The organism is Nocardia takedensis NBRC 100417, from assembly GCF_000308695.1.
In the GTDB taxonomy this organism is placed as follows: domain Bacteria; phylum Actinomycetota; class Actinomycetes; order Mycobacteriales; family Mycobacteriaceae; genus Nocardia; species Nocardia takedensis.
Window position 1 is genome coordinate 22,276 of sequence record NZ_BAGG01000009.1, and the last position, 19,697, is coordinate 41,972.

18 protein-coding genes are annotated in these 19,697 nt (G+C 70.6%); 11 read left to right on the forward strand and 7 right to left on the reverse strand.

Annotation, left to right across the window (positions count from 1 at the left end):
• The first annotated feature begins 40 nt into the window (after nucleotides 1-40).
• Nucleotides 41-1,357, forward strand: a complete 1,317-nt coding sequence (locus ON30_RS02030) for an aminotransferase class V-fold PLP-dependent enzyme (RefSeq protein WP_085999256.1) — start codon at nucleotides 41-43, stop codon at nucleotides 1,355-1,357.
• Nucleotides 1,358-1,430: 73 nt separating this feature from the next.
• Entirely contained in the window at nucleotides 1,431-2,030 is a 600-nt protein-coding gene (locus ON30_RS02035) for a Uma2 family endonuclease (RefSeq protein ID WP_040703870.1), read from the forward strand.
• A 5-nt stretch (nucleotides 2,031-2,035) separates the two neighbouring features.
• Here the strand turns inward: ON30_RS02035 and ON30_RS02040 are convergent, their stop codons facing one another.
• From ON30_RS02040 to ON30_RS02050, 3 genes are read right to left on the reverse strand one after another with little or no spacing between them, the layout of a single operon-like run.
• Nucleotides 2,036-2,587: a flavin reductase family protein gene (locus tag ON30_RS02040; protein ID WP_040703717.1), complete on the reverse strand. Its 552-nt coding sequence runs from the start codon at nucleotides 2,585-2,587 to the stop codon at nucleotides 2,036-2,038.
• A gap of 21 nt (nucleotides 2,588-2,608) precedes the next feature.
• Entirely contained in the window at nucleotides 2,609-3,085 is a 477-nt protein-coding gene (locus ON30_RS02045; RefSeq protein WP_040703718.1) for a YbaK/EbsC family protein, read from the reverse strand.
• 47 nt (nucleotides 3,086-3,132) lie between these two features.
• Nucleotides 3,133-3,453: a 2-oxo-4-hydroxy-4-carboxy-5-ureidoimidazoline decarboxylase gene (locus ON30_RS02050; protein ID WP_040703720.1), complete on the reverse strand. Its 321-nt coding sequence runs from the start codon at nucleotides 3,451-3,453 to the stop codon at nucleotides 3,133-3,135.
• Between the two features lie 216 nt (nucleotides 3,454-3,669).
• Between ON30_RS02050 and ON30_RS02055 the strand changes: the two genes are divergently transcribed.
• The 4 genes from ON30_RS02055 (at nucleotide 3,670) to ON30_RS02070 (ending at nucleotide 7,411) form a co-directional block, all read left to right on the forward strand.
• Nucleotides 3,670-4,491: a crotonase/enoyl-CoA hydratase family protein gene (locus ON30_RS02055; RefSeq protein ID WP_040703721.1), complete on the forward strand. Its 822-nt coding sequence runs from the start codon at nucleotides 3,670-3,672 to the stop codon at nucleotides 4,489-4,491.
• Nucleotides 4,492-4,569: 78 nt separating this feature from the next.
• A complete protein-coding gene (locus ON30_RS02060; RefSeq protein ID WP_051028847.1) occupies nucleotides 4,570-5,076 on the forward strand; it encodes a MarR family winged helix-turn-helix transcriptional regulator in 507 nt (168 codons plus the stop codon).
• 72 nt (nucleotides 5,077-5,148) lie between these two features.
• Nucleotides 5,149-7,011: an MDR family MFS transporter gene (locus ON30_RS02065; RefSeq protein WP_245553910.1), complete on the forward strand. Its 1,863-nt coding sequence runs from the start codon at nucleotides 5,149-5,151 to the stop codon at nucleotides 7,009-7,011.
• A gap of 160 nt (nucleotides 7,012-7,171) precedes the next feature.
• Nucleotides 7,172-7,411: a hypothetical protein gene (locus ON30_RS02070; RefSeq protein ID WP_040703723.1), complete on the forward strand. Its 240-nt coding sequence runs from the start codon at nucleotides 7,172-7,174 to the stop codon at nucleotides 7,409-7,411.
• A gap of 62 nt (nucleotides 7,412-7,473) precedes the next feature.
• Here the strand turns inward: ON30_RS02070 and ON30_RS02075 are convergent, their stop codons facing one another.
• Nucleotides 7,474-7,962 carry an inorganic diphosphatase gene (locus ON30_RS02075; protein WP_040703724.1) on the reverse strand — a complete coding sequence of 163 codons (489 nt, stop codon included), beginning with the start codon at nucleotides 7,960-7,962 and terminating at the stop codon, nucleotides 7,474-7,476.
• Nucleotides 7,963-8,171: 209 nt separating this feature from the next.
• Between ON30_RS02075 and ON30_RS02080 the strand changes: the two genes are divergently transcribed.
• From ON30_RS02080 to hpt, 4 genes are read left to right on the forward strand one after another with little or no spacing between them, the layout of a single operon-like run.
• The gene (locus tag ON30_RS02080) at nucleotides 8,172-9,644 is read left to right on the forward strand and encodes a D-alanyl-D-alanine carboxypeptidase/D-alanyl-D-alanine-endopeptidase (protein ID WP_040703726.1); all 1,473 of its coding nucleotides are present in this window, start codon (nucleotides 8,172-8,174) and stop codon (nucleotides 9,642-9,644) included.
• A gap of 13 nt (nucleotides 9,645-9,657) precedes the next feature.
• A complete protein-coding gene (locus ON30_RS02085) occupies nucleotides 9,658-10,767 on the forward strand; it encodes an Rv3626c family coenzyme F420 biosynthesis-associated protein (protein WP_051028848.1) in 1,110 nt (369 codons plus the stop codon).
• Nucleotides 10,768-10,812: 45 nt separating this feature from the next.
• Entirely contained in the window at nucleotides 10,813-11,868 is a 1,056-nt protein-coding gene (gene tilS / locus ON30_RS02090; RefSeq protein WP_051028849.1) for a tRNA lysidine(34) synthetase TilS, read from the forward strand.
• A gap of 59 nt (nucleotides 11,869-11,927) precedes the next feature.
• Nucleotides 11,928-12,482, forward strand: a complete 555-nt coding sequence (gene hpt / locus ON30_RS02095) for a hypoxanthine phosphoribosyltransferase (protein WP_040703727.1) — start codon at nucleotides 11,928-11,930, stop codon at nucleotides 12,480-12,482.
• Here hpt and ON30_RS02100 read toward each other — a convergent pair.
• A complete protein-coding gene (locus ON30_RS02100; RefSeq protein ID WP_040703728.1) occupies nucleotides 12,470-14,590 on the reverse strand; it encodes a protein kinase in 2,121 nt (706 codons plus the stop codon). The genes hpt and ON30_RS02100 overlap by 13 nt on opposite strands.
• Nucleotides 14,587-17,223, reverse strand: a complete 2,637-nt coding sequence (locus ON30_RS02105; protein ID WP_051028850.1) for a serine/threonine-protein kinase — start codon at nucleotides 17,221-17,223, stop codon at nucleotides 14,587-14,589. Before ON30_RS02105 ends, ON30_RS02100 begins: the two co-directional genes overlap by 4 nt.
• 201 nt (nucleotides 17,224-17,424) lie before the next feature.
• On the opposite strand from ON30_RS02105, the gene ON30_RS02110 reads away from it, so the two are divergent.
• Nucleotides 17,425-18,678 carry an amidase family protein gene (locus tag ON30_RS02110; protein WP_281004708.1) on the forward strand — a complete coding sequence of 418 codons (1,254 nt, stop codon included), beginning with the start codon at nucleotides 17,425-17,427 and terminating at the stop codon, nucleotides 18,676-18,678.
• 18 nt (nucleotides 18,679-18,696) lie between these two features.
• On the opposite strand, the gene ON30_RS02115 is transcribed toward ON30_RS02110, so the two are convergent.
• Complete coding sequence (locus tag ON30_RS02115) at nucleotides 18,697-19,575, reverse strand: LysR family transcriptional regulator (RefSeq protein WP_040703730.1); 879 nt, start codon at nucleotides 19,573-19,575, stop codon at nucleotides 18,697-18,699.
• Nucleotides 19,576-19,697: the final 122 nt, after the last annotated feature.

The window sequence follows — 19,697 nt, forward strand, 5'->3', positions numbered from 1 at the left end:
AATTCCCACGTGACGAGTCCCTGGACCGATGGGATCCGTGATGACCACCGTTGCCGATCAGACCTGTACCGCTCTCGCTCGCGTGTCGGGTGACGACCTGCGCGTGCCGCTCGTGCAGGGCGGGACGGCCGAGTACGCCAACTTCGACTACGCGGCGAGCGCCCCCGCCCTCGCGGCGGTCACCGACCGCATCGCGCAACTGCTGCCCTACTACGCCAGCGTGCACCGCGGCGCGGGCTACGCCTCCCGGATCTCCACGGAATGCTATGAGTCCGCACGTGATTCGGTGCGCGAGTTCGTCGGCGCCGCCGACGACCAGGTGGTCGTGTTCACCCGCAACACCACCGACGCGCTGAGCCTGCTGTCGACCTGCGTACCCGGCGACACCGTGGTCCTCGACACCGAACATCACGCGAATTTCCTGCCGTGGCTGCGCAACGGCCGCCGGGTGGTGCCCGCCGCCGACACCCTGGACGAGACGATCGGCCGGATCGTCGCCGAACTGTGCGCGAAACCGGCCGCGCTGCTGGCGATCACGGGTGCGTCCAACGTCACCGGCGAGGTGCTGCCGATCGAACGACTGGCCCGGGTGGCCCACGACTGCGGCGCCCGCATCCTGGTCGACGCCGCGCAGTTGGCCCCGCACCGCCGCATCGATCTGCGCGCGGCGGGCGTCGACTACCTGGCCTTCTCCGGGCACAAGCTCTACGCGCCGTTCGGCGCGGGCGTGCTGGTGGGCCGGCGTGACTGGCTCGACCAGGCCGATCCCTACCTGCCCGGCGGCGGCGCGGTGGTCGAGGTCGGCGTCGAGACGACGAAATGGGCCTGCGCGCCGCAGCGCCACGAGGGCGGGTCGCCGAACGTGCTGGGCGTGGCCGCGCTGGCCGCGGCCTGCGAGGCGCTGGCCGCCATCGATCCCGAGGCGCTGGCCGCGCACGAGCACCTGCTGGCCGAGCGGTTGCGCACCGGCCTGAGCGCGGTGCCCGGTGTGAGTCTGCTGCGGGTGTGGTCCGACAGCCCCGATTCGGTCGGCATCGTCGCGTTCACCCTCGACGGTTTCGAACCCGGTCACGTCGCCGCCTACCTGTCGGCCGAACACGGCATCGGCGTGCGCGACGGCCGCTTCTGCGCCCACCCCCTGCTGGCCCGTCTCGGCATCGACGGCGCGCTGCGCGCCAGCATCGGCCTCGGCACCGACTCCGCCGACGTCGACCGCCTGATCGAGGCGATCACCACCCTCGTCGCCACCGGCCCCGACTGGAACTACGCCCGCACCGACGGCCACTGGAACCCCACCCCCGAAACCCGCCCCCTCACCCCCGGCCCCGAAGGCGCAGCCCCCTGCACCATCGCCTGACCGTCGCCGTATCGGGCGCGACGCCCGATACACTCGGCCGGAATCGACAACCGTATCGAGGGTGGGTATCGCGATGACTGTATTGCCCGCCTGGGCCGCCGATCCGGGCGCTCTGGTGATCTCCGAAGCGAGCTACGACGCACTGCCCGAGGAGGTGCGCGGCCAGATCGAAGTCATCGACGGCCACGTGTTGTTCTGCCGCAGCGGGAGTCTGCAACACAACAATGTCGCCAGGCGACTGGCCAACCACTTGGAGGCCGCGCGTCCGGACGAGCCGTGTACCGGAGTGGTCACCGACTTCGAGATGCACTACCTCCACGGGCGACCGGGCAGCCCCGGATTCTCGTTCCGGCGTCCCGACGTCGCGCTGCACCGATGCCTGGACGAGGACCGGAAACTGACGACCGAGGATGTCCTCTTGGTGGCCGAGGTGGTGTCACCCGGATCGGAGTACACCGACACCGTCGACAAACGTGCGGAGTACGCCCACGAGGGCATTCCGATCTATCTGGTCGTCCACCTCGACGCCGAGCGGCGGGTGAAGATCATCCAGGAGTATCGGCTCGACTGGGCCAGTCGCAGCTACCGACTGGCCGAGACGCATCAGGACTCGTTGCGGCTGACCGGCCCCTTTCCGGTCGATATCCCGTTCAAGGTGCTGGATCAGGGCTGAGGGGGTTATTCGTCGAGGGGGGTGGGGCGGTGGTAGCGGCCGTTGTAGTAGAGGAGGGGGGCGGCGGCGGGTTCGTCGGTGGTGTCGTCGTGGACTCGGGTGACCAGGCCGACGACGAAGGTGTGGTCGCCGAGGGGGATGAGGCGGTCGACGGCGGCGCGGACCCAGATGGGGGTGCCGTGCAGGACGGGTTCGCCGGTGTCCAGCGCGGACCACAGGGAGCGGTCGCTGAAGCGTTCCGCGGCGGTGCGGGAGAACCGTTTGGCCAGGTCGTGCTGGTGTTCGCCGAGGAAGTGGATGACCACCGAGCGCGCGCCGAGCATGGCGTCCAGGCTCGAGGAGGTGTGGGCGATGTTGAACGAGACCAGCGGCGGGTGCAGCGACAGCGACGCGAACGAGGTCGCGGTGAAGCCGACCGGGCCGTTGCCCGAATCCAGGGTGACGACGGTGACGCCCGCGGGGTAGCGGCGCATCGAGGCCCGGTAGAGCTCGGCGGTGATCCCGCTCGGGTCGTCCGGGATCGGGAGATCGGTCTCGGGCCGTGGTGCTTCGGTCACGTGACCAAAACTACGCCGGATTCAGTCGACGTCGAGGGGGAGGCCCGCGGTGATTCGCACCAGTTCGCGAAAGGATGTGCGGAAGATCGTGTTCGGGTGTCCGCCCGCCGCCCAGACCTCGCGGTACGCGGCCAGGGCGTTGTCCACCCAGGTCGGCAGGTTGGTGGGGTGGCCGACCGGTGCGATGCCGCCCAGCGGTTGGCCGGTGACTTCGCGCGCCAGGCGGGCGGGGGCGGGGGCGAGCGTGCCTTCGAGTCGTTCGCCGGTGCGCGGCAGGTCGACTTGGTGCGCGCCGGAGACCAGCAGCAGCACCGGGTCGTCGTCGAGCAGGAACACCAGCGATTTGGTGATGGCGCCCACGTCGACGCCGAGCGCTTTGGCGGCGTCCTCGGCGGTGTGGGTGGCCTCGGGTTGGCTGACGATGACCCCGTGGTGGCCGCGCGCGATCAAGGTATCGGAGACCCGGCACGCGACCGGTGGTAACGACGCCCTGCGCATGGCACCAGGGTAGAGCGGCGTGGGCGCGCGTGTCCGGTGTTACGGTGTCAGTAGTCGGGATAGCCGGCTTCGGGACCCAGCATCCGGTCGATCCTGATCCGGGTGACGCGGCCGAGTTCGGTGATCGTGCGTCGCGAGAGTTGTTCGGCGGGAACGGAGTCCAGCGCGCGTTCCAGGTCGGCGGGGGACAGCGCCAGCAGTTCGAGGTCGGCGTCGGTGAGTAGTGCGTCGCGGTCGGCGTAGGGGCGCGCGCCGGCGAGGGTGATCGCCCAGGTGACGTTTCCGCAGCACGCGTAGAGCGCGTGGACGGCACGGCCGTGCGGCAGGGTGTTGAAGCGGTCGAGCCCGATCCCTCGATGAATCAGCACGGCGTTTCTCCGAACCGGTGGCGTGGATTAGCTGACGCGTAGATTGTGGCGTTCGCGCAGGTCCGGGAGCTACTGCGCCACACCGAATTAGCATGATGTTTATCTGTGTGCGACACGATTCGCCGAGGTGGTGCCCGGTGCGGGGGGTGAGCGGGCGCGCGGTCCGGTTCCGGGGATACCGGGACCGGGTCGGGACGGTCTCGATACGCTGTACAAATGACTGATTGGCAGGCTTTCTCCGTCGAAATCAAGGACCACGTCGCCCAGGTGACGTTGATCGGTCCCGGCAAGGGCAATGTGATGGGGCCGGATTTCTGGCGTGAGCTGCCGGAACTGTTCGCCGAACTGGACGCCGACGGCGAGGTCCGCGTCATCGTGCTCACCGGGTCGGGCAAGAACTTCTCCTACGGCCTGGACCTGACCGGGATGTCGGGCACTTTCGCGTCGCTGCTGGCCGACCGGGCCTTCGCCGCCCCGCGCACCGATTTCCTGGTCGAACTGCGCAAGATGCAGGCGTCGATCACCGCCGTGGCGGACTGCCGTAAGCCGGTCATCGCGGCCGTCTCGGGGTGGTGCGTCGGCGGTGGCCTGGATCTGATCGCGGCCGCCGATATCCGCTTGGCCAGCGCGGAGGCCAAGTTCAGCCTGCGTGAGGCGAAGGTCGCGATCGTGGCCGACGTGGGCTCGCTGCACCGGTTGCCCGGCATCATCGGCGAGGGGCAGTTGCGCGAGTTGGCCTACACCGGCAAGGACATCGACGCGGCGCGCGCCGAGAAGATCGGTCTGGTCAGCGATGTCTACCCCGATCAGGACGCGGTTCTGGACGCCGCGCACGCGATGGCGCGCGAGATCGCCGCCAATCCGCCGCTGGTGGTGCAGGGCATCAAGGACGTGCTGGATCAGCGCACCAAGGACACCGTCGCCGCCGGTCTGCGCTACGTCGCGGCCTGGAATTCGGCGTTCCTGCCGTCGGAGGACCTCACCGAGGCCGTGCAGGCCGTATTCGAAAAGCGGGAGCCGCGTTTCCAAGGTCGCTAGATCGGCTTGCGTTCGCCGTCCGGTCACCGACATACTTGCGTCACGCAACTAATTGTTTGACGCAAGTAAAGGTGAACCGTGAATCCGGACGAACGGTCGATCGACACGATCGCGGTCCAGCTCACCCGGCTCCAGCGCATCCGTGAACGGACCGCCGCCGCCATCCGCACCGCCGACGGTGTCGATCCGGCGGCGTTCGCGCTGCTGTTCCGGCTCCTCCAGGACGGCCCGATGCGCTCGGGCGCGCTCGCCGAGGCGGTGTACAGCGACGCCTCCACGGTGAGCCGACAGGTCGGCATGCTGGTCGAGCGTGACTTGGTGCGCCGCGAACCCGACCCCGCCGACGGCCGCGCCGCGGTCCTCACGGTCACCGACCACGGGCGCGAGGTCGCCGAACGGATTCGCCGCCGACGCCACGAGAACCTCACCCGCGTCACGGCGGACTGGTCCACCGAGGACCGCGTCCTGTTGGCCGACTTGCTCGAACGATTCGTCGACGACTTCGATCGCGCGCGAACCAGCATGGTCTCGCTGTTGCGCGATCAGCCCGACACCGGATGTCGGCCCGACAACGGCGACGAGTAGGGAGAACCGAGCGTGACGGCGGACATCGAGAACACGGCCACCGACAGACCCCGGACCGACGACCGGAACGCCGTGAACGCGGCGGGTTTCACCCACCGGCAGATCCTGACCATCCTGTCCGGCCTCATGCTCGGCATGCTGCTGGCCGCCCTCGACCAGACCATCGTCTCCACGGCCATCCGCACCATCGCCGACGACCTCAACGGCTACTCGATGCAGGCATGGGCCACCACGGCCTACCTCATCACCGCCACCTTGGCGACTCCGCTCTACGGCAAACTTTCCGACATGTACGGCCGCAAGCCGTTCTTCATGACCGCCATCGTGCTGTTCGTGGTCGGCTCGCTGCTGTGCACGCTGGCGCAGTCGATGTATCAACTCGCGGCCTTCCGCGCCTTCCAAGGGCTCGGCGCGGGTGGACTCATGGCGCTGGCGCTGGCGATCCTCGGCGATATCGTCGCCCCCCGCGAACGCGCCCGCTACCAGGGCTATCTGATCGCGGTCTTCGGCTCCTCGAGCGTGCTCGGCCCGGTGCTCGGCGGTCTGTTCGCCGGACAGGACTCGCTGCTCGGGGTCAGCGGTTGGCGGTGGGTGTTCCTGGTGAACGTGCCGCTCGGGCTGATCGCGCTGGCGGTCGTGGCGCGGGTACTGCACCTGCCCGCGCGCCCGCGCTCCACCGACCGGGTGGACTGGCTGGGCGTGCTGGTACTGGCGATCGGGCTCGCGCCGCTTCTCGTGGTCGCCGAACAGGGGCACGAATGGGGTTGGGGCAGTACGAAATCGATCACCTGTTATGTGATCGGCGCGGTCGGCGTGCTCGGGTTCGTCGCGGTGGAACGGGCCATGAAGGACAAGGCGCTGATCCCGTTGCGGATCTTCGCCGACCGCACCTTCGCCCTCGGCGTGGTCATCGCGGTGGTCGTCGGCGCGGCCATGTTCGGCGGGATCTCGTTGGCGCCGCAGTACCTGCAGGTGGTGCGCGGCGCGAGTCCGACCGTCGCCGGTCTCCAGATGCTGCCGCTGGTGCTGGGCATGATGACCGGTTCGGTGCTGGCCGGACAGATGATCTCGCGCACCGGCCGCTACCGCAGGCATCCGATTCTCGGCGGCCTCACCCTGACCCTCGGAATGTTCCTGCTGCACTACCTCGACGCCGACACCCCGCTGTGGCTGGCGATGGTCTTCATGTTCTGCGCGGGATTCGGCCTCGGCAACATCCTGCAACCGCTGACCCTGGCGTTGCAGAACGCGTTGCCGCCCAGCGATATGGGTGTGTCGACGGCGGCGGCCACCTTCTTCCGCCAGATCGGCGGCACCTTCGGCGTCGCGATCTTCCTGTCGATCCTGTTCGCCCGCACGCCGGACCGGATCGCCGACCAATTGCGTTCGGCCGCCGACGATCCGACATTCCAGCAGGCGGTGGCGGCCGGGGCCGCGGGCAACCGGCCCGAGGACGCCGCGCTGGCGAAAGGTCTGCTCGCCCACGACACTTCCGCCGCGAGCGAGGTACTGCGCGACAGTTCGATCATCCAGCGGCTCAGTCCCGCCCTGGCGCGGCCGTTCCAGGTCGGGTTCGCCGAGGCGATGTCGACGGTGTTCCTGGTCGGCGCGGGCGTCGCTCTGGTCGGGTTTGTGCTGGTGTTGTTCTGGAAGGAGATTCCGCTGCGCACGGCGGGCGGTATCCAGGCGGCGGGCGAACCGACACCCGAACCCGTTGCCGCCGTGGTCGGCCCGACCGGACTGCCGCCCGTGGGGGAGTCGAACGCGGCGATGCCGAACGCAGCGGTCCCGGATGTCGTGGTCCCGGATGTCGTGGTCCCGGATGTCGTGGTCCCGGATGTCGTGGTCCCGGATGTCGAGGAATCGAACGCCGCGACACCGAAGTCGGCAGGGCCGGACGCGGAACCCGAACGCGGTGGGGCGGATCGGCGCTGAGGTGGGGTCCGCACCGCACCCAAGGGTGGGGCGGGTGATTCGCCCGAGGGGAGGGTTGTTCGCCCCCTAGGGGTGGCTGTTTCCGGTGGTCGGCGGCCATAACGTTGTTCTCATCGGAAGCCGGGAACGTCCCGGATCGCGAACCTCAGGAGAACACCACATGCGGATCACATCGCTCGTCGCCGCCGGCCTGATCGCCACCGCTGCCGTCGCCGGGGTGTCGACGGCAGCATCGGCCTCCGCCGCGCCGCAGTACCACACCGCGTCCACCGGGTACTACTACGGCACCTACGCCACCCTGGAAGCCTGCCGCGCCGACGGCGAGTCGCCGAGCACCGGCGGCTGGTACTGGGAGTGCGTGGAGACCTGGAGCGGCTGGGATCTCTACATCTACTACTGATCCCGCACAGAGTAAGGGGCGTCCGGAGATCCGGACGCCCCTTCTCGCTGTTCGAAACCGGCTCAGTGGCCCTGTTCCTGCAGGCGCTTCAGCGACGCTTCCACCTCGGCCTCGGCCTCGGCGCGACCGACCCACTCCGAGCCCTTCACGTACTTGCCCGGCTCCAGATCCTTGTACCGCTCGAAGAAGTGCTTGATGGCGGCCAACTCGAATTCCGGCACGTCGGCCAGATCCTGGATGTGCGCCCAGCGCGGGTCGCCCGCGGGCACGCACAACACCTTGGCGTCGCCGCCCGCCTCGTCCTCCATCTTGTACATCGCGACCGGACGGGCCTCGACGATCACGCCCGGGAACACCGAATCGGGCAGCAGGACCAGCGCGTCCAGCGGGTCGCCGTCCTCGCCGAGGGTGTTCTCGATGAAGCCGTAGTCGGCCGGGTAGGCCATCGACGTGTAGAGGTAGCGATCCAGCCGCACGCGGCCGGTCTCGTGGTCGACCTCGTACTTGTTGCGGGACCCCTTCGGGATCTCGATGGTGACGTCGAACTCCACGCCATCTCCTTCTATGGTGCATTCATCGGCTCAGCTGGCGCGCACGCCGACTCGCCATGCTGTTCGGGGGAACGGTAGCGGTACGAGGATAGTGTGGTCGGCGGAGCCGATACTTTGAAGGGCGGTGATCGGCGCACGGCGTCGATCGCGGTGGTGCACGACAAACGTCGATCGGTGTGCGGCGGCGGAGTCAGGGAGACGGCGGGCCAATGGTTGGTAACGGACGCAACATCGGTGAATTGGCCGCCAGACGGCGGCGCCGGACCTGGATCGCCCTCGGGCTGAGTTTCGTCGTCGTGGTCGCGGTGCTCGTCGCGGGCCTGGTGATCGTGCGGCCGTGGACCCCCGAATTCCGGCACGGCGGCCTGACCGTCGCCGAACCGCCCGCGCCCGTCCGTCCCACCCCTCGACTCGTCCCCGCTCCCGCGAGCGCGCCCGCGCCCAGTCCGGCGGGCATCGGCGCGGCGCTGGGCCCGGTGGTCGGCAATCCGGATCTCGGCGCGTTCACCGGCATCGTCACCGACGCCGACAGCGCCACGACGCTGTGGAGTTCGGACCCGACCAAGCCGATGATCCCGTCCTCGACGGCCAAGATCCTGACCACCGCCGCGGCGCTGCTCGCGCTGCCCGAGGACCAGCGGGTGGTCACCCGGGTCGTCACGGGTTCGGCGGCGGGGGAGGCCGTGCTGGTCGGCGGCGGCGACCCCACCCTGACCGCGCGCCCCGACGGCCTCGGCTACTACCCGAACAGCGCCCGACTCTCGGATCTGGTCGAGCAGATCCGGTCCTCGGGCCGTCCGGTGGACACCATCGTCGTCGACACCTCCGCCTACACGGGGGCGACGATGGCGCAGGGCTGGGACCCGATCGACGTGCCGGAAGGCTCGATCGCCCCGATCGAGTCGGTGATGATCGACGGCGGCAGGCTCGACCCGCTGGTCGAATACTCGCCGCGCACCTCGACCCCGGCCTTGGACGCGGGACGGCAGTTGGCGACCGCGCTCGGACTCGACCCGTCGCGAGTGCGGGCCGGGTCCGCCGTGGCGGGCGCGGCCGAGTTGGCCAGCGTGCGGTCCGCGCCGTTGCGCGACCGGTTGCGCGACATGATGGTGCATTCGGACAATGTGCTCGCCGAGACGATCGGCCGGGAGATCGCCGTCGCCACCGGACGCGAACCCTCCTTCGCGGGCGCGGTCGCCGCGGTGGCCGACACGCTGCGTAAGGCCGGATTCGACCTGACCGGGGCGACGATGTTCGACGGCAGCGGCTTGTCGGTCGACGACCGCCTGCCCGCGCGCCTGCTCGACGAGATCCTGGCCACCGCCGCCCGCGCGGACGGTGTGGGCGCGGGCGGCGAGGCCACGACGGTGCAGTCCGGGCAGGCGAAGCCGCGGACCGACGAACTGGCCGCCACCCTGGCCCCGCTGCTCGACGCGCTCCCGGTCGCGGGGGCGACGGGGTCGCTGACCAGTCGGTATGTCACCGCGAATCGCGGGGCCGCCGGATGGGTGCGCGCCAAGACCGGAACTCTCTCGGTCGCCAGCGCGTTGGTCGGATATGTGCTCGACCGGGACGGCCGGGTGCTGACCTTCGCGCTGATGTCCAACGATCGGCCGCCCGAGGTGAGCAGACCAGCCTTGGACGCCATCGCGGGCACGCTGCGCAACTGCGGATGCTCGTGACAGGTGGTTGACCATGTTCGAAGGCGCTGACACAGCGGGCGAGTCCGATATCGCGGTCCCCGACCAGGACCAGCGGCCCGGTAGACGCAGCGGTCTGACCGGTGCCGTCGACTGGCGACTGGCCGCGCGCACCGGCGGCGCGCTGGTGCCGCCCGGCCCGCGCACGTCCCGGTTCTTCGCCGAACAGGCCGTGGAGGAACTGGCGCGGGCTTCGGTGCGCGCCGAAGGGCCGGTGCGCGAGGTCACCGGGTTGCTCGACGACCGTCCGGTGCCCGCCGCCCGGATCGTGGACAGGCGCGGCTGGATCGGGGCCGCCGCGGATTCGATGGCCGCGCTGACGGGTACCGAGGCCGAGCCCGCGGGCCGATTCGCCGGGAAGCCCGCGGGGGTGCAGGCCGGGGCGATGCTGGCGTTCCTGTCCACCGCGATCCTCGGCCAGTACGACCCGTTCACCGGCGAGGACGGCACGCTGCTGCTGGTCGCCCCGAACATCGTCGCCGTGGAACGGTTGCTAGGTGTCGCGCCCAGCGATTTCCGGTTCTGGGTGTGCTTGCACGAGGTGACCCACCGGGTGCAGTTCTCCTCCGCGCCGTGGCTGGCCGACTACATGAAGGCCAATGTCGAGATCCTCGGCGAGGTCGGCGACGAACCGATGGCCGAGATGCTCTCGCGCCTGGTCGAGGAGGTGCGCGAACGCCGCCGCGGCGGCGGGGCCGACGATCCCGCGAGCCGCGGCATCGTCGGGTTGCTGCGCGCCACCCAGGCTCCCGCGCAGCGCGAGGCGCTGGACCGGATGCTGATGCTGGGCACCCTGCTCGAAGGGCACGCCGACCACGTCATGGACGCGGTCGGCCCGGCGGTGGTTCCCACAGTCGAGCAGATCCGCGCGGCCTTCGACAAGCGCCGCACGCGTCCGACCAACCCGATCCAGCGCCTGTTGCGCGCCTTGCTCGGCGTGGACGCGAAGGTGGCGCAGTACGTGCGCGGCAAGGCGTTCGTCGACCACGTCGTCGGGCGCGTCGGGATGACGGAGTTCAACGTCGTCTGGACCGACGACTACACCCTTCCGCTACCGGAGGAGATCGAGGACGGTGACCGCTGGATCGCGCGGGTGCTCGGCTGAGCCCGCGCGGCCGACCGGCGACCCTCGGATCGGTACTCTGCGGATATGGGCCGTAGAGCAGCAGCGCCCGATCCCGCGGCGCGCAGGCTGCCCGAGACGGCCGCCGTCCTCGAGGTGCGCCGCGCCGTGCGGATGTGGTTGCGGCAGTTCACGACCGGCGACGAGGGCGCGGTGGCGGTGGCGCTGTCCGGCGGGGCCGATTCGCTCGCGCTGACCGCCGCCGCCGTCGTGGAGGCCCCCGCGGTGGACGCGTTGATCGTGGACCACGGACTCCAGGCCGGATCGGATCGCGTGGCCGCGGAAGCGGCGGCCACGGCCACCGCGTTGGGCTGTCGTTCCGCGCGGGTGCTGCCGGTTGTGGTCGACCGGTCCGGCGGCCTCGAGGCGGCGGCGCGGCGGGCCCGCTACGGCGCGTTGGCGGCGGCGCGGGCGGGCGGTCCGGTCCTGCTCGGCCACACCCTCGACGATCAGGCCGAGACGGTGTTGCTGGGCCTCGCGCGTGGCTCCGGTGGACGCTCGATCCAAGGGATGGCCGCCTACAGCGCGCCCTGGGGGCGGCCGCTGCTGGGCGTGCGCCGCGCGGTCACCAGGGCGCTGTGCGCCGACCTGGGCGTTCGGGTCTTCGAGGACCCGCACAACAGCGCGCCCGAGTTCACCCGGGTACGGGTACGCCACGAAGTGCTGCCGCTGCTCGAGGACGTCCTGGGCGGCGGAGTCGCCGAAGCGCTGGCCCGCACGTCCGCGCAGTTGCGCGAGGACGTCGCGGTCCTGGACGAATTGGCCGAGGAGTTGCTGGCTGCGGCGGCCGCGGGCGGAGAGGACGCGACCGCACCCGGCGATCATGCGGTGACCCTCGCGGTGGAGATCCTCGCCACGGCCCCCGCCGCGCTGCGCCGCCGGGCGATCCGGGCGTGGCTGCTCGACGGTGGCGCGAAAGCCCTGACCGACAAACACCTGCGTTCGGTGGACGCGCTGGTCACGGCTTGGCGCGGTCAGGGCGGGGTGGCCGTGGGCGGCGGATCGCCGGGGACGAGGTTGGTCGCCGCGCGCGAACGTGGCAGGCTGACACTGCGGTGGCGTCGGTCGACGCCACCGCAGTGACTGATGCCGATCGGGCTTCGGCCCGTGGGGCCGACGACCACGGAAGGACACCACACCTCGTGTACGAGGACGACATCGCGTCGGTGCTGATCACCCGGGAACAGATCGCCGCCAAGACCGAGGAACTGGCGAAGATCATCGCCGAACGCTATCCGGTCGGCGCCCCGGAAGGGGATCTGCTGCTGGTCGGCGTGCTCAAGGGCGCGATCTTCTTCATGACCGATCTCGCCAAAGCGCTGCCCATCCCCACCCAGATGGAATTCATGGCCGTGTCCTCCTACGGTTCGTCCACCTCGTCCTCGGGCGTGGTGCGGATCATGAAGGATCTGGACAAGGACATCGCGGGACGCAACGTCCTGATCGTCGAGGACATCATCGATTCGGGGCTCACCCTGTCCTGGTTGATGCGCAACCTGTCGACCCGCAACCCGGCCTCCCTCGAGGTGGTGACGTTGCTCCGCAAACCGGACGCGCTGCGCACCCCGGTCGAGGTCGCCCACGTCGGCTTCGACATCCCCAACGAGTTCGTGGTCGGGTACGGCTTGGACTTCGCCGAGCGCTACCGCGACCTGCCCTACATCGGGACGCTGAACCCGAAGGTCTACGGCGGCTGAACCCCGGCGGGCGCCTGGACGCGTTCCAGCGCCCGCAGGTCCTTCTCCATCGCCAGCGAAAGCAGGTACACGCCGACGAAGGCGATCAGGCTGCCCAGGGCCAGGACCCGCACCTCCACGATGATCTCGGTCAGGTCGGCGGGTGTGAGCAGGGTCGCGCCCGCGACGGCCGCCAGCGGGATCGATGCCGCGACGACGAGCCAGATCCCGCTGCGCCGCCGCAGTTTCCGCAGGCGGACCGCGTCCTGCCCGCCGTCTGTCGCGTCGCCGCCGATGTCACCGTGCGCGAGGAACATCGGGTACAGGCAGCGCACGACGTAGAAGTTGACCAGGAAGAACGGGTACACCAGCGCGACCGCGCCGCAGATCGCGTGCATGGCGATGAAATGGGTGTAGTCGTAGGCCCGGATCGCGTCGGAGGTGCCGCGGATGACCAGCGGGAACGACATCCCCGACAGCATCCAGAGGGTGAAGATCACCGCCACGGCGCGGTCGCCGAAGACGATCGCGTCGGTCCTGGCCCGGCGCAGTGTCTCCTCGGAGAAGCGTCCGCCCCTGCGCAATCCGTAGGGCACCAGGATCAGGTGCCGTCCGAAGTACGCGAGTATCACCGTGCCGAAACCGAATCCGACGAAGTTGACGATCGCGGTGCCGATGTCGAGTCGGTGCGCGGCCTGATCGGTCAGCTTGTCGATGATCAGCATTCGGTTGTAGTCGACGTTGAAGACCGAGGCCAGCGCGTTGGGCACGGCGATGGCGAGGGTGATCAACGGAATCCGCCAGCGCCGCAACCGCCGTCGCGGACTGTGCTGCGGCGGGTCGACCAGGTCACGGGCGCGCGGGTCCAGGCACAGGTCCAGTTGCCGGGCCAGGATCGCGGCGTCGGCCCAGCGACGGTCAGGATCGTATTCCAGGCAGGTCGTCAGGACGCGCCGCAGCGCGGCCGGGCAGTCGGCGGGCAGTCGGCGCAGCGCCGCCTCGGGCGGTCCCGCGCGCCGGGTGGCGGTGTCGTCGGAGTCGGCGAAGGGCCGCGCGCCGGTGAGCAGTTCCCACAGCAGCAGTCCGAGCGAGTAGACGCTCGGGCGCTGATCGACCGCGGTGGCGGGATCTTCCGGCGCGCGGTAGGCCGGGTCGGCCGCCGCGTCGGCGATGTCGGCGATCTTCGGTTCGCCCTCGGCGGTGAACAGGACGGTGTCGGGGGTGAGCGCGCGATAGCGCACCCCGTGCCGGTCGGCGTGGTCGACGGCGTCGGCGAGGCGTCTGCCCAGCCAGGCCACCGTCTCCGGCCAACTGAGTCGGGCGAGCTCGGCGCGCACGGGGGAGTCGGCGGGCCGGATCTCGCCGGTGCGTTCCATCGCGGCGTCGACCGAGCGCAGCAGCAGCGCGCCGCCGTCGGTCTCGGGCCCGGTGCGGACCCGGTCCAGGACGTCGCGGGCGGTGCCGCCGGGCAGGTACTGCGTGTAGACGAGCCTGCCGGACCCGGTGGGGGTCAGCAGCGGGCGGTGGTCGAAGACCCGCAGGATGTGCGGGTGGTCCAAGCGGGCGACCCGGTGCCGGTCACCGTGACCCTCGAACAGCCACACCGCGACCAGGCGCTGCATGGACCGCTGGCGCGCCAGGAAACAGCGGCCGGGCGCGACGGCGTCGAGTTCGGTGCGCAGGTCGAAATCGTCGAGGCGCTGCCCGGCCTCGAGCGCGCCGAGCGGTCGGTCCAGGGTGAGCGCGGCGGCGTCGGCCGCGAGGTCCTGCTGCTCCAGGCGTTCGCGGACGGCCGCGGCGAAATCAGGGTAGTCGGCGAGGAAATCGGTCAGCGGCAGCGGCGCTCGGTCGCGACGCGCGGCGAACTCCTCGCAGATCAGTTCGACCAGCGCCGGGCTGTCGGCCATCTCCGGGTAGTCCGCGCGATAGGAGCCGACGGTGCGTCCCTCGCCGGGGCGTTCCCAGCGGTGCCGCAGGTCGATGCGGATCAGGTCGGTGAGGACCGCGGCACGCGCCACCCCGGCGTCGGGGACGAATTCGGCCAGTTCCGGCGGCGGTCGGTCGCCGTGCAGCGCGCGCCGCCACGCCGCGGTGAAGCGGGTGACGGCCTCGGCCCAGTGCACCGTCACTTCGGCGGATCCGCCGCGACGCGGTCCCGGCGGCGGTTCGGCCGCCCGTCGCGCCGTCGCTCGGACTCCTGCCCACCCGGATCGACCACCCGTTCCAGGGCGCGCAGATCCGCCTCCAGCGCGCGGAACAGCAGGTACGAGCCGACGAAGGCGATGATCGCCCCCGCGCACAGCACCCGCACGGCGACGATCACCATCGGGATATCGGTCGGCGGCAGGAAGGTCACGCCCGCGACCGCCAGCAGCGGCACCGACGCCGCCACCGCGAGGTAGCCGTTGCAGCGCCGGTCCAGGTTGCGCAGCCACACGGCGTCCTCGGCGCTGATCTCGCCGTGCCGCAGGAAGATCGGGTAGATGCACCGCACGATGTAGAAGGTGGCCAGGAAGAACGGGTAGGAGGCCGCGATCGCGCCGCACACCAGGATCGAGGCGAGGAAGTGCACGACCGCCCGCGCGGTGATCTCGCCGGTCGCCAGTTGCAGCGCCACCGGGAAGGTCAGGCCCGCCAGCACCCACAGCACGAACGGGACCACCACCACGCGGTCGCCCATCAGCAGCGCGTCGGATCGGGCGCGGCGCAGGGTGTCCGGGTCGTAGCGTTTGCCTTTGCGCAGGCCGCGCGGCACCGCGAGCACGTAGCGGGACATGTAGACGATCAAGGCCAGGCCGAGCGGGAAGAACACCACGTTCACCACGCCGGTGATCACCAGGAAGATCCGTTGGGCGTCCTCGTCCATGCGGTCGACGATCAACTGCTGGTTGTGGTTGATGTTGTAGAGCGAGGCCAGCACGTTCGGCACGCCCACCGCCAGCAGCAGCACCGGCACGATCCAGCGCCGCAGCCGCAGCCGCCAACTGCCGGGAGCCGGGTCGACCAGTTCCCGCGCCCGCGGGTCGAGGCACAGTTCCAGTTGTTTGGCCAGCGTCTCCCCGTTGGCCCAGCGGTCGTCGCGGTCGGGGGCCAGACAGGTCAGCAGGATGCGGCGCAGGGCGGCCGGGCAGTCGTCGGGGACCTGTCGCAGCGCCGCGTCCTCCACCCCCGCGCCGCGCCGTTCGAGCATGGCCTCCAGTGTGGTGTCGTCGCCGTGGGCGTCCGCGCCCGCGGTGGAGTCGTCGAAGGGTTTCGCGCCGGTCAGCAGTTCCCACAGCACCACGCCGAGGGCGTAGATGTCGGAGCGGGTGTCCAGATCGGCGGCCCCGCGCGAGCGGCCGGGATGGCACGCCTCCAACTGTTCGGGCGACATGTAGGCCAGCGACCCGCCGAAGTAGGCGACCGGACTCGTGCCCTCCACGTTGCGGCTGAAGCTGATGTTGAAATCGGCCAGTTTCGGCACGCCCTCGGCGGTGAGCAGCACGTTCGCCGGTTTCACGTCGCGGTGCAGTACGCCGTGCGCGGAGGCGTAGTCCAGCGCCTCGGCCAACCGGCGGCCCAGCCACGCTACCGTCTCCGGCCAGCTCAGTTCGGCGATCTCGGCGCGCACGCTGGAATCGGTGGGCCGGATCTCGCCCTTCTCCTCCATCGCCGCGTCCACCGCGTCCAGCAGCAGACGGCCGCTGCGTTCGGCGGCCGGGGTGGCGCGCACCCGGCGCAGCACCCCGAGCAGGGTGCCGCCCGGCAGGAACTGCATGTACAGCAGCCGCAACCGGCGGGCGTCACCGCGCGTCTCGTCGCCGGTGTCGAGCAGTCGCTGGTCGAAGACCCGCACGATGTAGTCGTGGTCGAGTTGGGCCAGCGTCTGCGGTTCGGTGCCGTGGTCGGCGGAGATCTTCACCGCGACCAGTCGTTGCAGCGACCGCTGCCTGGCCAGGAAGACCCGCGCGAACGCGCCGCTGCCGAGTCCGGTGAGCAGGTCGAAGTCGTCGATGCGCTGACCGATCCTGATCCGGTCGAGCGCGGCGAAACGGCCGGGGTCGTTTCCGGCCGTGGTGCCGATCTCGGTGTCGGCGCCCGGTTCGGAGCCCGTGGCGGCCGCGGTCGCGCTCAGGTCGAACGGCGCGGCGGCGGTGCCGTCCAGGTCGGCGGCAGCGGTGCCGTCCGGGTCGTGCGCGGCGGTGCCGTCGAGGTCGGGCCCCGCGCCGACGGTCGCGTCCCCGCCCGGTGACATCCGGGTGGAGTCCTCCAGGGCCGAGCGGCGGGTGCTCTGATCGATGTCGTCGGCGTTGAGCAGGTCGCGCAACTCGGCGGCCTGACCGGGATACTCGCGCAGGCAGTCGCGGGGGTCGACCCGTTCGCCGCTGTGCCTGCGGACCACGAACTCCTCGTAGACCAGGCCCGCGGGCAACGCGTCGGGCGCGAGTTCGGGAAATTCCGCGCAGTAGTCGCCGAGGCGTTTGCGGGCGGCGGCTGTGGCGCCCGCCGGACGCGGCGCGCGCAGCCAGCGGTGCCGCAGATCGACCCGGATCAGTTCGATCAGGGCCTGCTTGCGGAGGGTGTCGGCGTCGGGCAGGTAGGCGGCGATCTCGGGAAGCTCGGTGGCACCCAGGCCGGCCGCGTCGGCGCGGGCGGCGGACTCCCATGCGGCGGCGAAAGCCGTCACGGCGTCGGCCGCCGGCGTCGAGACGGAACCGCGGCCGGCGGTTCCGCTGTCGGAAACCGTGTCCGGACCGGGATCGTTCTCGGCGTCGGCACTCATTCGGGAACCTCGGGCCTGGGCGGATGTCGCTGACTCCGCGCTGATCGGTCGGTGGCCGTGTCGGATGAATTTCCGCCACACCCGACTTCATCATCCCCCGAGCGGTATCCGAAATGATACTTTGCGGCGCGAGAGCGGATCACCCGATTACCAGACGAGGCGATGGGGGCGTATCAGCACATGTACGACACTGTGACGCGAGTGGTGGTCGATCGAGTGGCGCCGGGTCGCCGCGCCCCCGCTCTCCCACGCACCGCCGAGGACATCCTCTCGGCCGTGCACGAGGGTGCCCTGATCCCGTCGGAGCTGGTCGCGGCGGCCTTGGCCCGGATCGCGGTGGCCGACCGGGAGCTCAACGCCTTCACCGTCGTTCGCGCCGAACAGGCCGTCGCCGAGGCGCGCGCGCTGGAATGTCGCGAGGATCTGGACATGCTCGCGCTGGCCGGTGTGCCGGTCGCGGTGGAACACGCGGTCGCGAGTCCGGTGCTGGGTCGCCTGCGCGAGGCGGGCGCGGTGCTCGCCGGGACGACCTCGGGGGCGGGCGCAGGGCCGCGCGCCGACGTCGCGGAGTCGCGCACCCGCAATCCGTGGAATCCGGATCTGGCGGGCGGCGGTGCGGCGGCAGCGGTGGCGGCGGGGCTGGTTCCGCTCGCGGTCGGCGCGGACGCGTTCGGCGCGGTCCGCCTCGGCGCGGCGCGCTGCGGGGTCTTCGGCTTCTCGCCCGGCCGCCGCGGGCCGTCGGCGCGACCGGGGCCCGCCGAACACAGCGTGGTGGCGACCTCGGTGGCCGACGCGGCCTTGGCGCTGTCGGTGCTGGCCGCCCGTCCCGATCCGGTCGACGGCGATCCGCCGCGCCGACTACGCATCGGGGTGGCCGTCGATCCGCCCCACCGGCTGTTCCGGGTGGACGGGGAGTGGGCTGCCGCGGCGTGGCGGGCGGCCGCGGCGACCGAGGCCGAAGGACATCTCGTCGAGCCGGTCACGCTGCCGTACGGCGCGGGCGTCTACGAGGCCCTGCTACGCAGAGTCACCGGCCTATCCGACGGCGACCTGTCCGAGGAGCTGTCCCCCGGTCTCCTATCGCCGAGATCCGCCCGACTACGGCACTTGGTTCGCCCCGCGCAACTCGATCGGATCGAGGCGCGACTACTGGAACTGTTCGACAGCTACGACGTCGTGATCACACCGACGCTCGCCGCCCCGCCGCCTCGCGCGCGGAACCGCGCCGCGCGGGGCAGGCTCCCCGATATTCTCTCGGCCGCTCGTTCGGCGGCCTTCACCGCGATGTGGGACCTGCTCGGCTGGCCCGCCGCCTCGATCCCGATGGGATCGCATTCCCGTTCGGCCACACCGTTGGCCGCCCAATTCGTCGGCCAGCCCGGCAGTGAGTCCACCCTGTTGCGGCTGGCCGCCCAGGTGGAGCGGCGCGAGCCGTGGCGGCGCGTCGCCGGATGACCACGCGCCGAGCCCGCCTCAGTTCTGCGCGGTGGCGCTGAAGCCGCCGTCCACGGCGCGTCCGGCGAATTCCAGGATGGTGGGCCGCGAGTCGTCGGCCCGCCAGGCGACCGCGAGTTCGCACGGCGCGAGTCCGGCGACCGGGCGCGCGGTCAGTCCGGGCCACCGGTACATCGGGACGTTGTTCTCGGCGAGCAGACATACGCCGAGTCCGAGGCTGACGGCCTCGAGCTTGTCCTCCGGTGTGGCGGCTTCCGCCCCGATCTTGGCCGGTCGGCCGTTGCGGGCGTCGTTGCCGAGCCAGAAGTCACGGACCGCGCCCGCTTCGGAGGGCAGCGCGACGAACGGTTCGTCGAGCAGGTCGGCGAATTCGATGCTCTCCTGGTCGGCGAGGGCGTGGTTCTCCGGTAGCAGGACCCAGCGCGGTTCGGTGCGCAGCACCTGCCATCGGTAGCGATTGGGGTCGGGGAGCGGTAACCAGACCATCGCGAGGTCGGCCTGTCGCCCGGCCAAGCCGCTGGACGGGTCGGTCCAGGACGCGGCGTGCAGCGCGAGGCGGTGGCCGCTGGCGCTCTCCAGGTCGTTGAGCAGGCCGCGGCCGAGGGCGGATTGGATGCCGACGCGCAGCACCTCACCCGCCTCCTGGAGCGAGACGTTGGTGACTTCCCAGAGTTCGAGGATCTTGCGCGCGCCTTCGAGCAATTCCTTGCCCGCGACGGTCAGGGCGACGCTGCGCTGATTGCGGTCGAACAGGACCACGTCCAGCTGACGTTCCAGCTGGCGGATCTGACGCGACAGGGTGGGCTGTGCGATGTGCAGCCGCTGGGCGGCGTTGGTGAAATGCAGTTCCTCAGCGACGGCGACGAAATACCGCAGGTCGCGCAAATGCGGGTCCATAGCCCCTTGCTATCAGAATTGGTCGGTAATTTCCACCCTAATCAGGCGAGGAAGTCCGAATACGTGCTCAGAAACAGTCGACAGGTTTGTTAGAGACAGCATATTGGTTACAGAGGACTTGT

Coding starts and splice junctions, on each gene's coding strand:
- ON30_RS02030 (WP_085999256.1), top strand. CDS start 41: ATGACCACCGTTGCCGATCAGACCTGTACCGCTCTCGCTCGCGTGTCG.
- ON30_RS02035 (WP_040703870.1), top strand. CDS start 1,431: ATGACTGTATTGCCCGCCTGGGCCGCCGATCCGGGCGCTCTGGTGATC.
- ON30_RS02045 (WP_040703718.1), bottom strand. CDS start 3,085: ATGCGCAGGGCGTCGTTACCACCGGTCGCGTGCCGGGTCTCCGATACC.
- ON30_RS02055 (WP_040703721.1), top strand. CDS start 3,670: ATGACTGATTGGCAGGCTTTCTCCGTCGAAATCAAGGACCACGTCGCC.
- ON30_RS02070 (WP_040703723.1), top strand. CDS start 7,172: ATGCGGATCACATCGCTCGTCGCCGCCGGCCTGATCGCCACCGCTGCC.
- ON30_RS02080 (WP_040703726.1), top strand. CDS start 8,172: ATGGTTGGTAACGGACGCAACATCGGTGAATTGGCCGCCAGACGGCGG.
- ON30_RS02085 (WP_051028848.1), top strand. CDS start 9,658: ATGTTCGAAGGCGCTGACACAGCGGGCGAGTCCGATATCGCGGTCCCC.
- tilS (WP_051028849.1), top strand. CDS start 10,813: ATGGGCCGTAGAGCAGCAGCGCCCGATCCCGCGGCGCGCAGGCTGCCC.
- ON30_RS02105 (WP_051028850.1), bottom strand. CDS start 17,223: ATGAGTGCCGACGCCGAGAACGATCCCGGTCCGGACACGGTTTCCGAC.
- ON30_RS02115 (WP_040703730.1), bottom strand. CDS start 19,575: ATGGACCCGCATTTGCGCGACCTGCGGTATTTCGTCGCCGTCGCTGAG.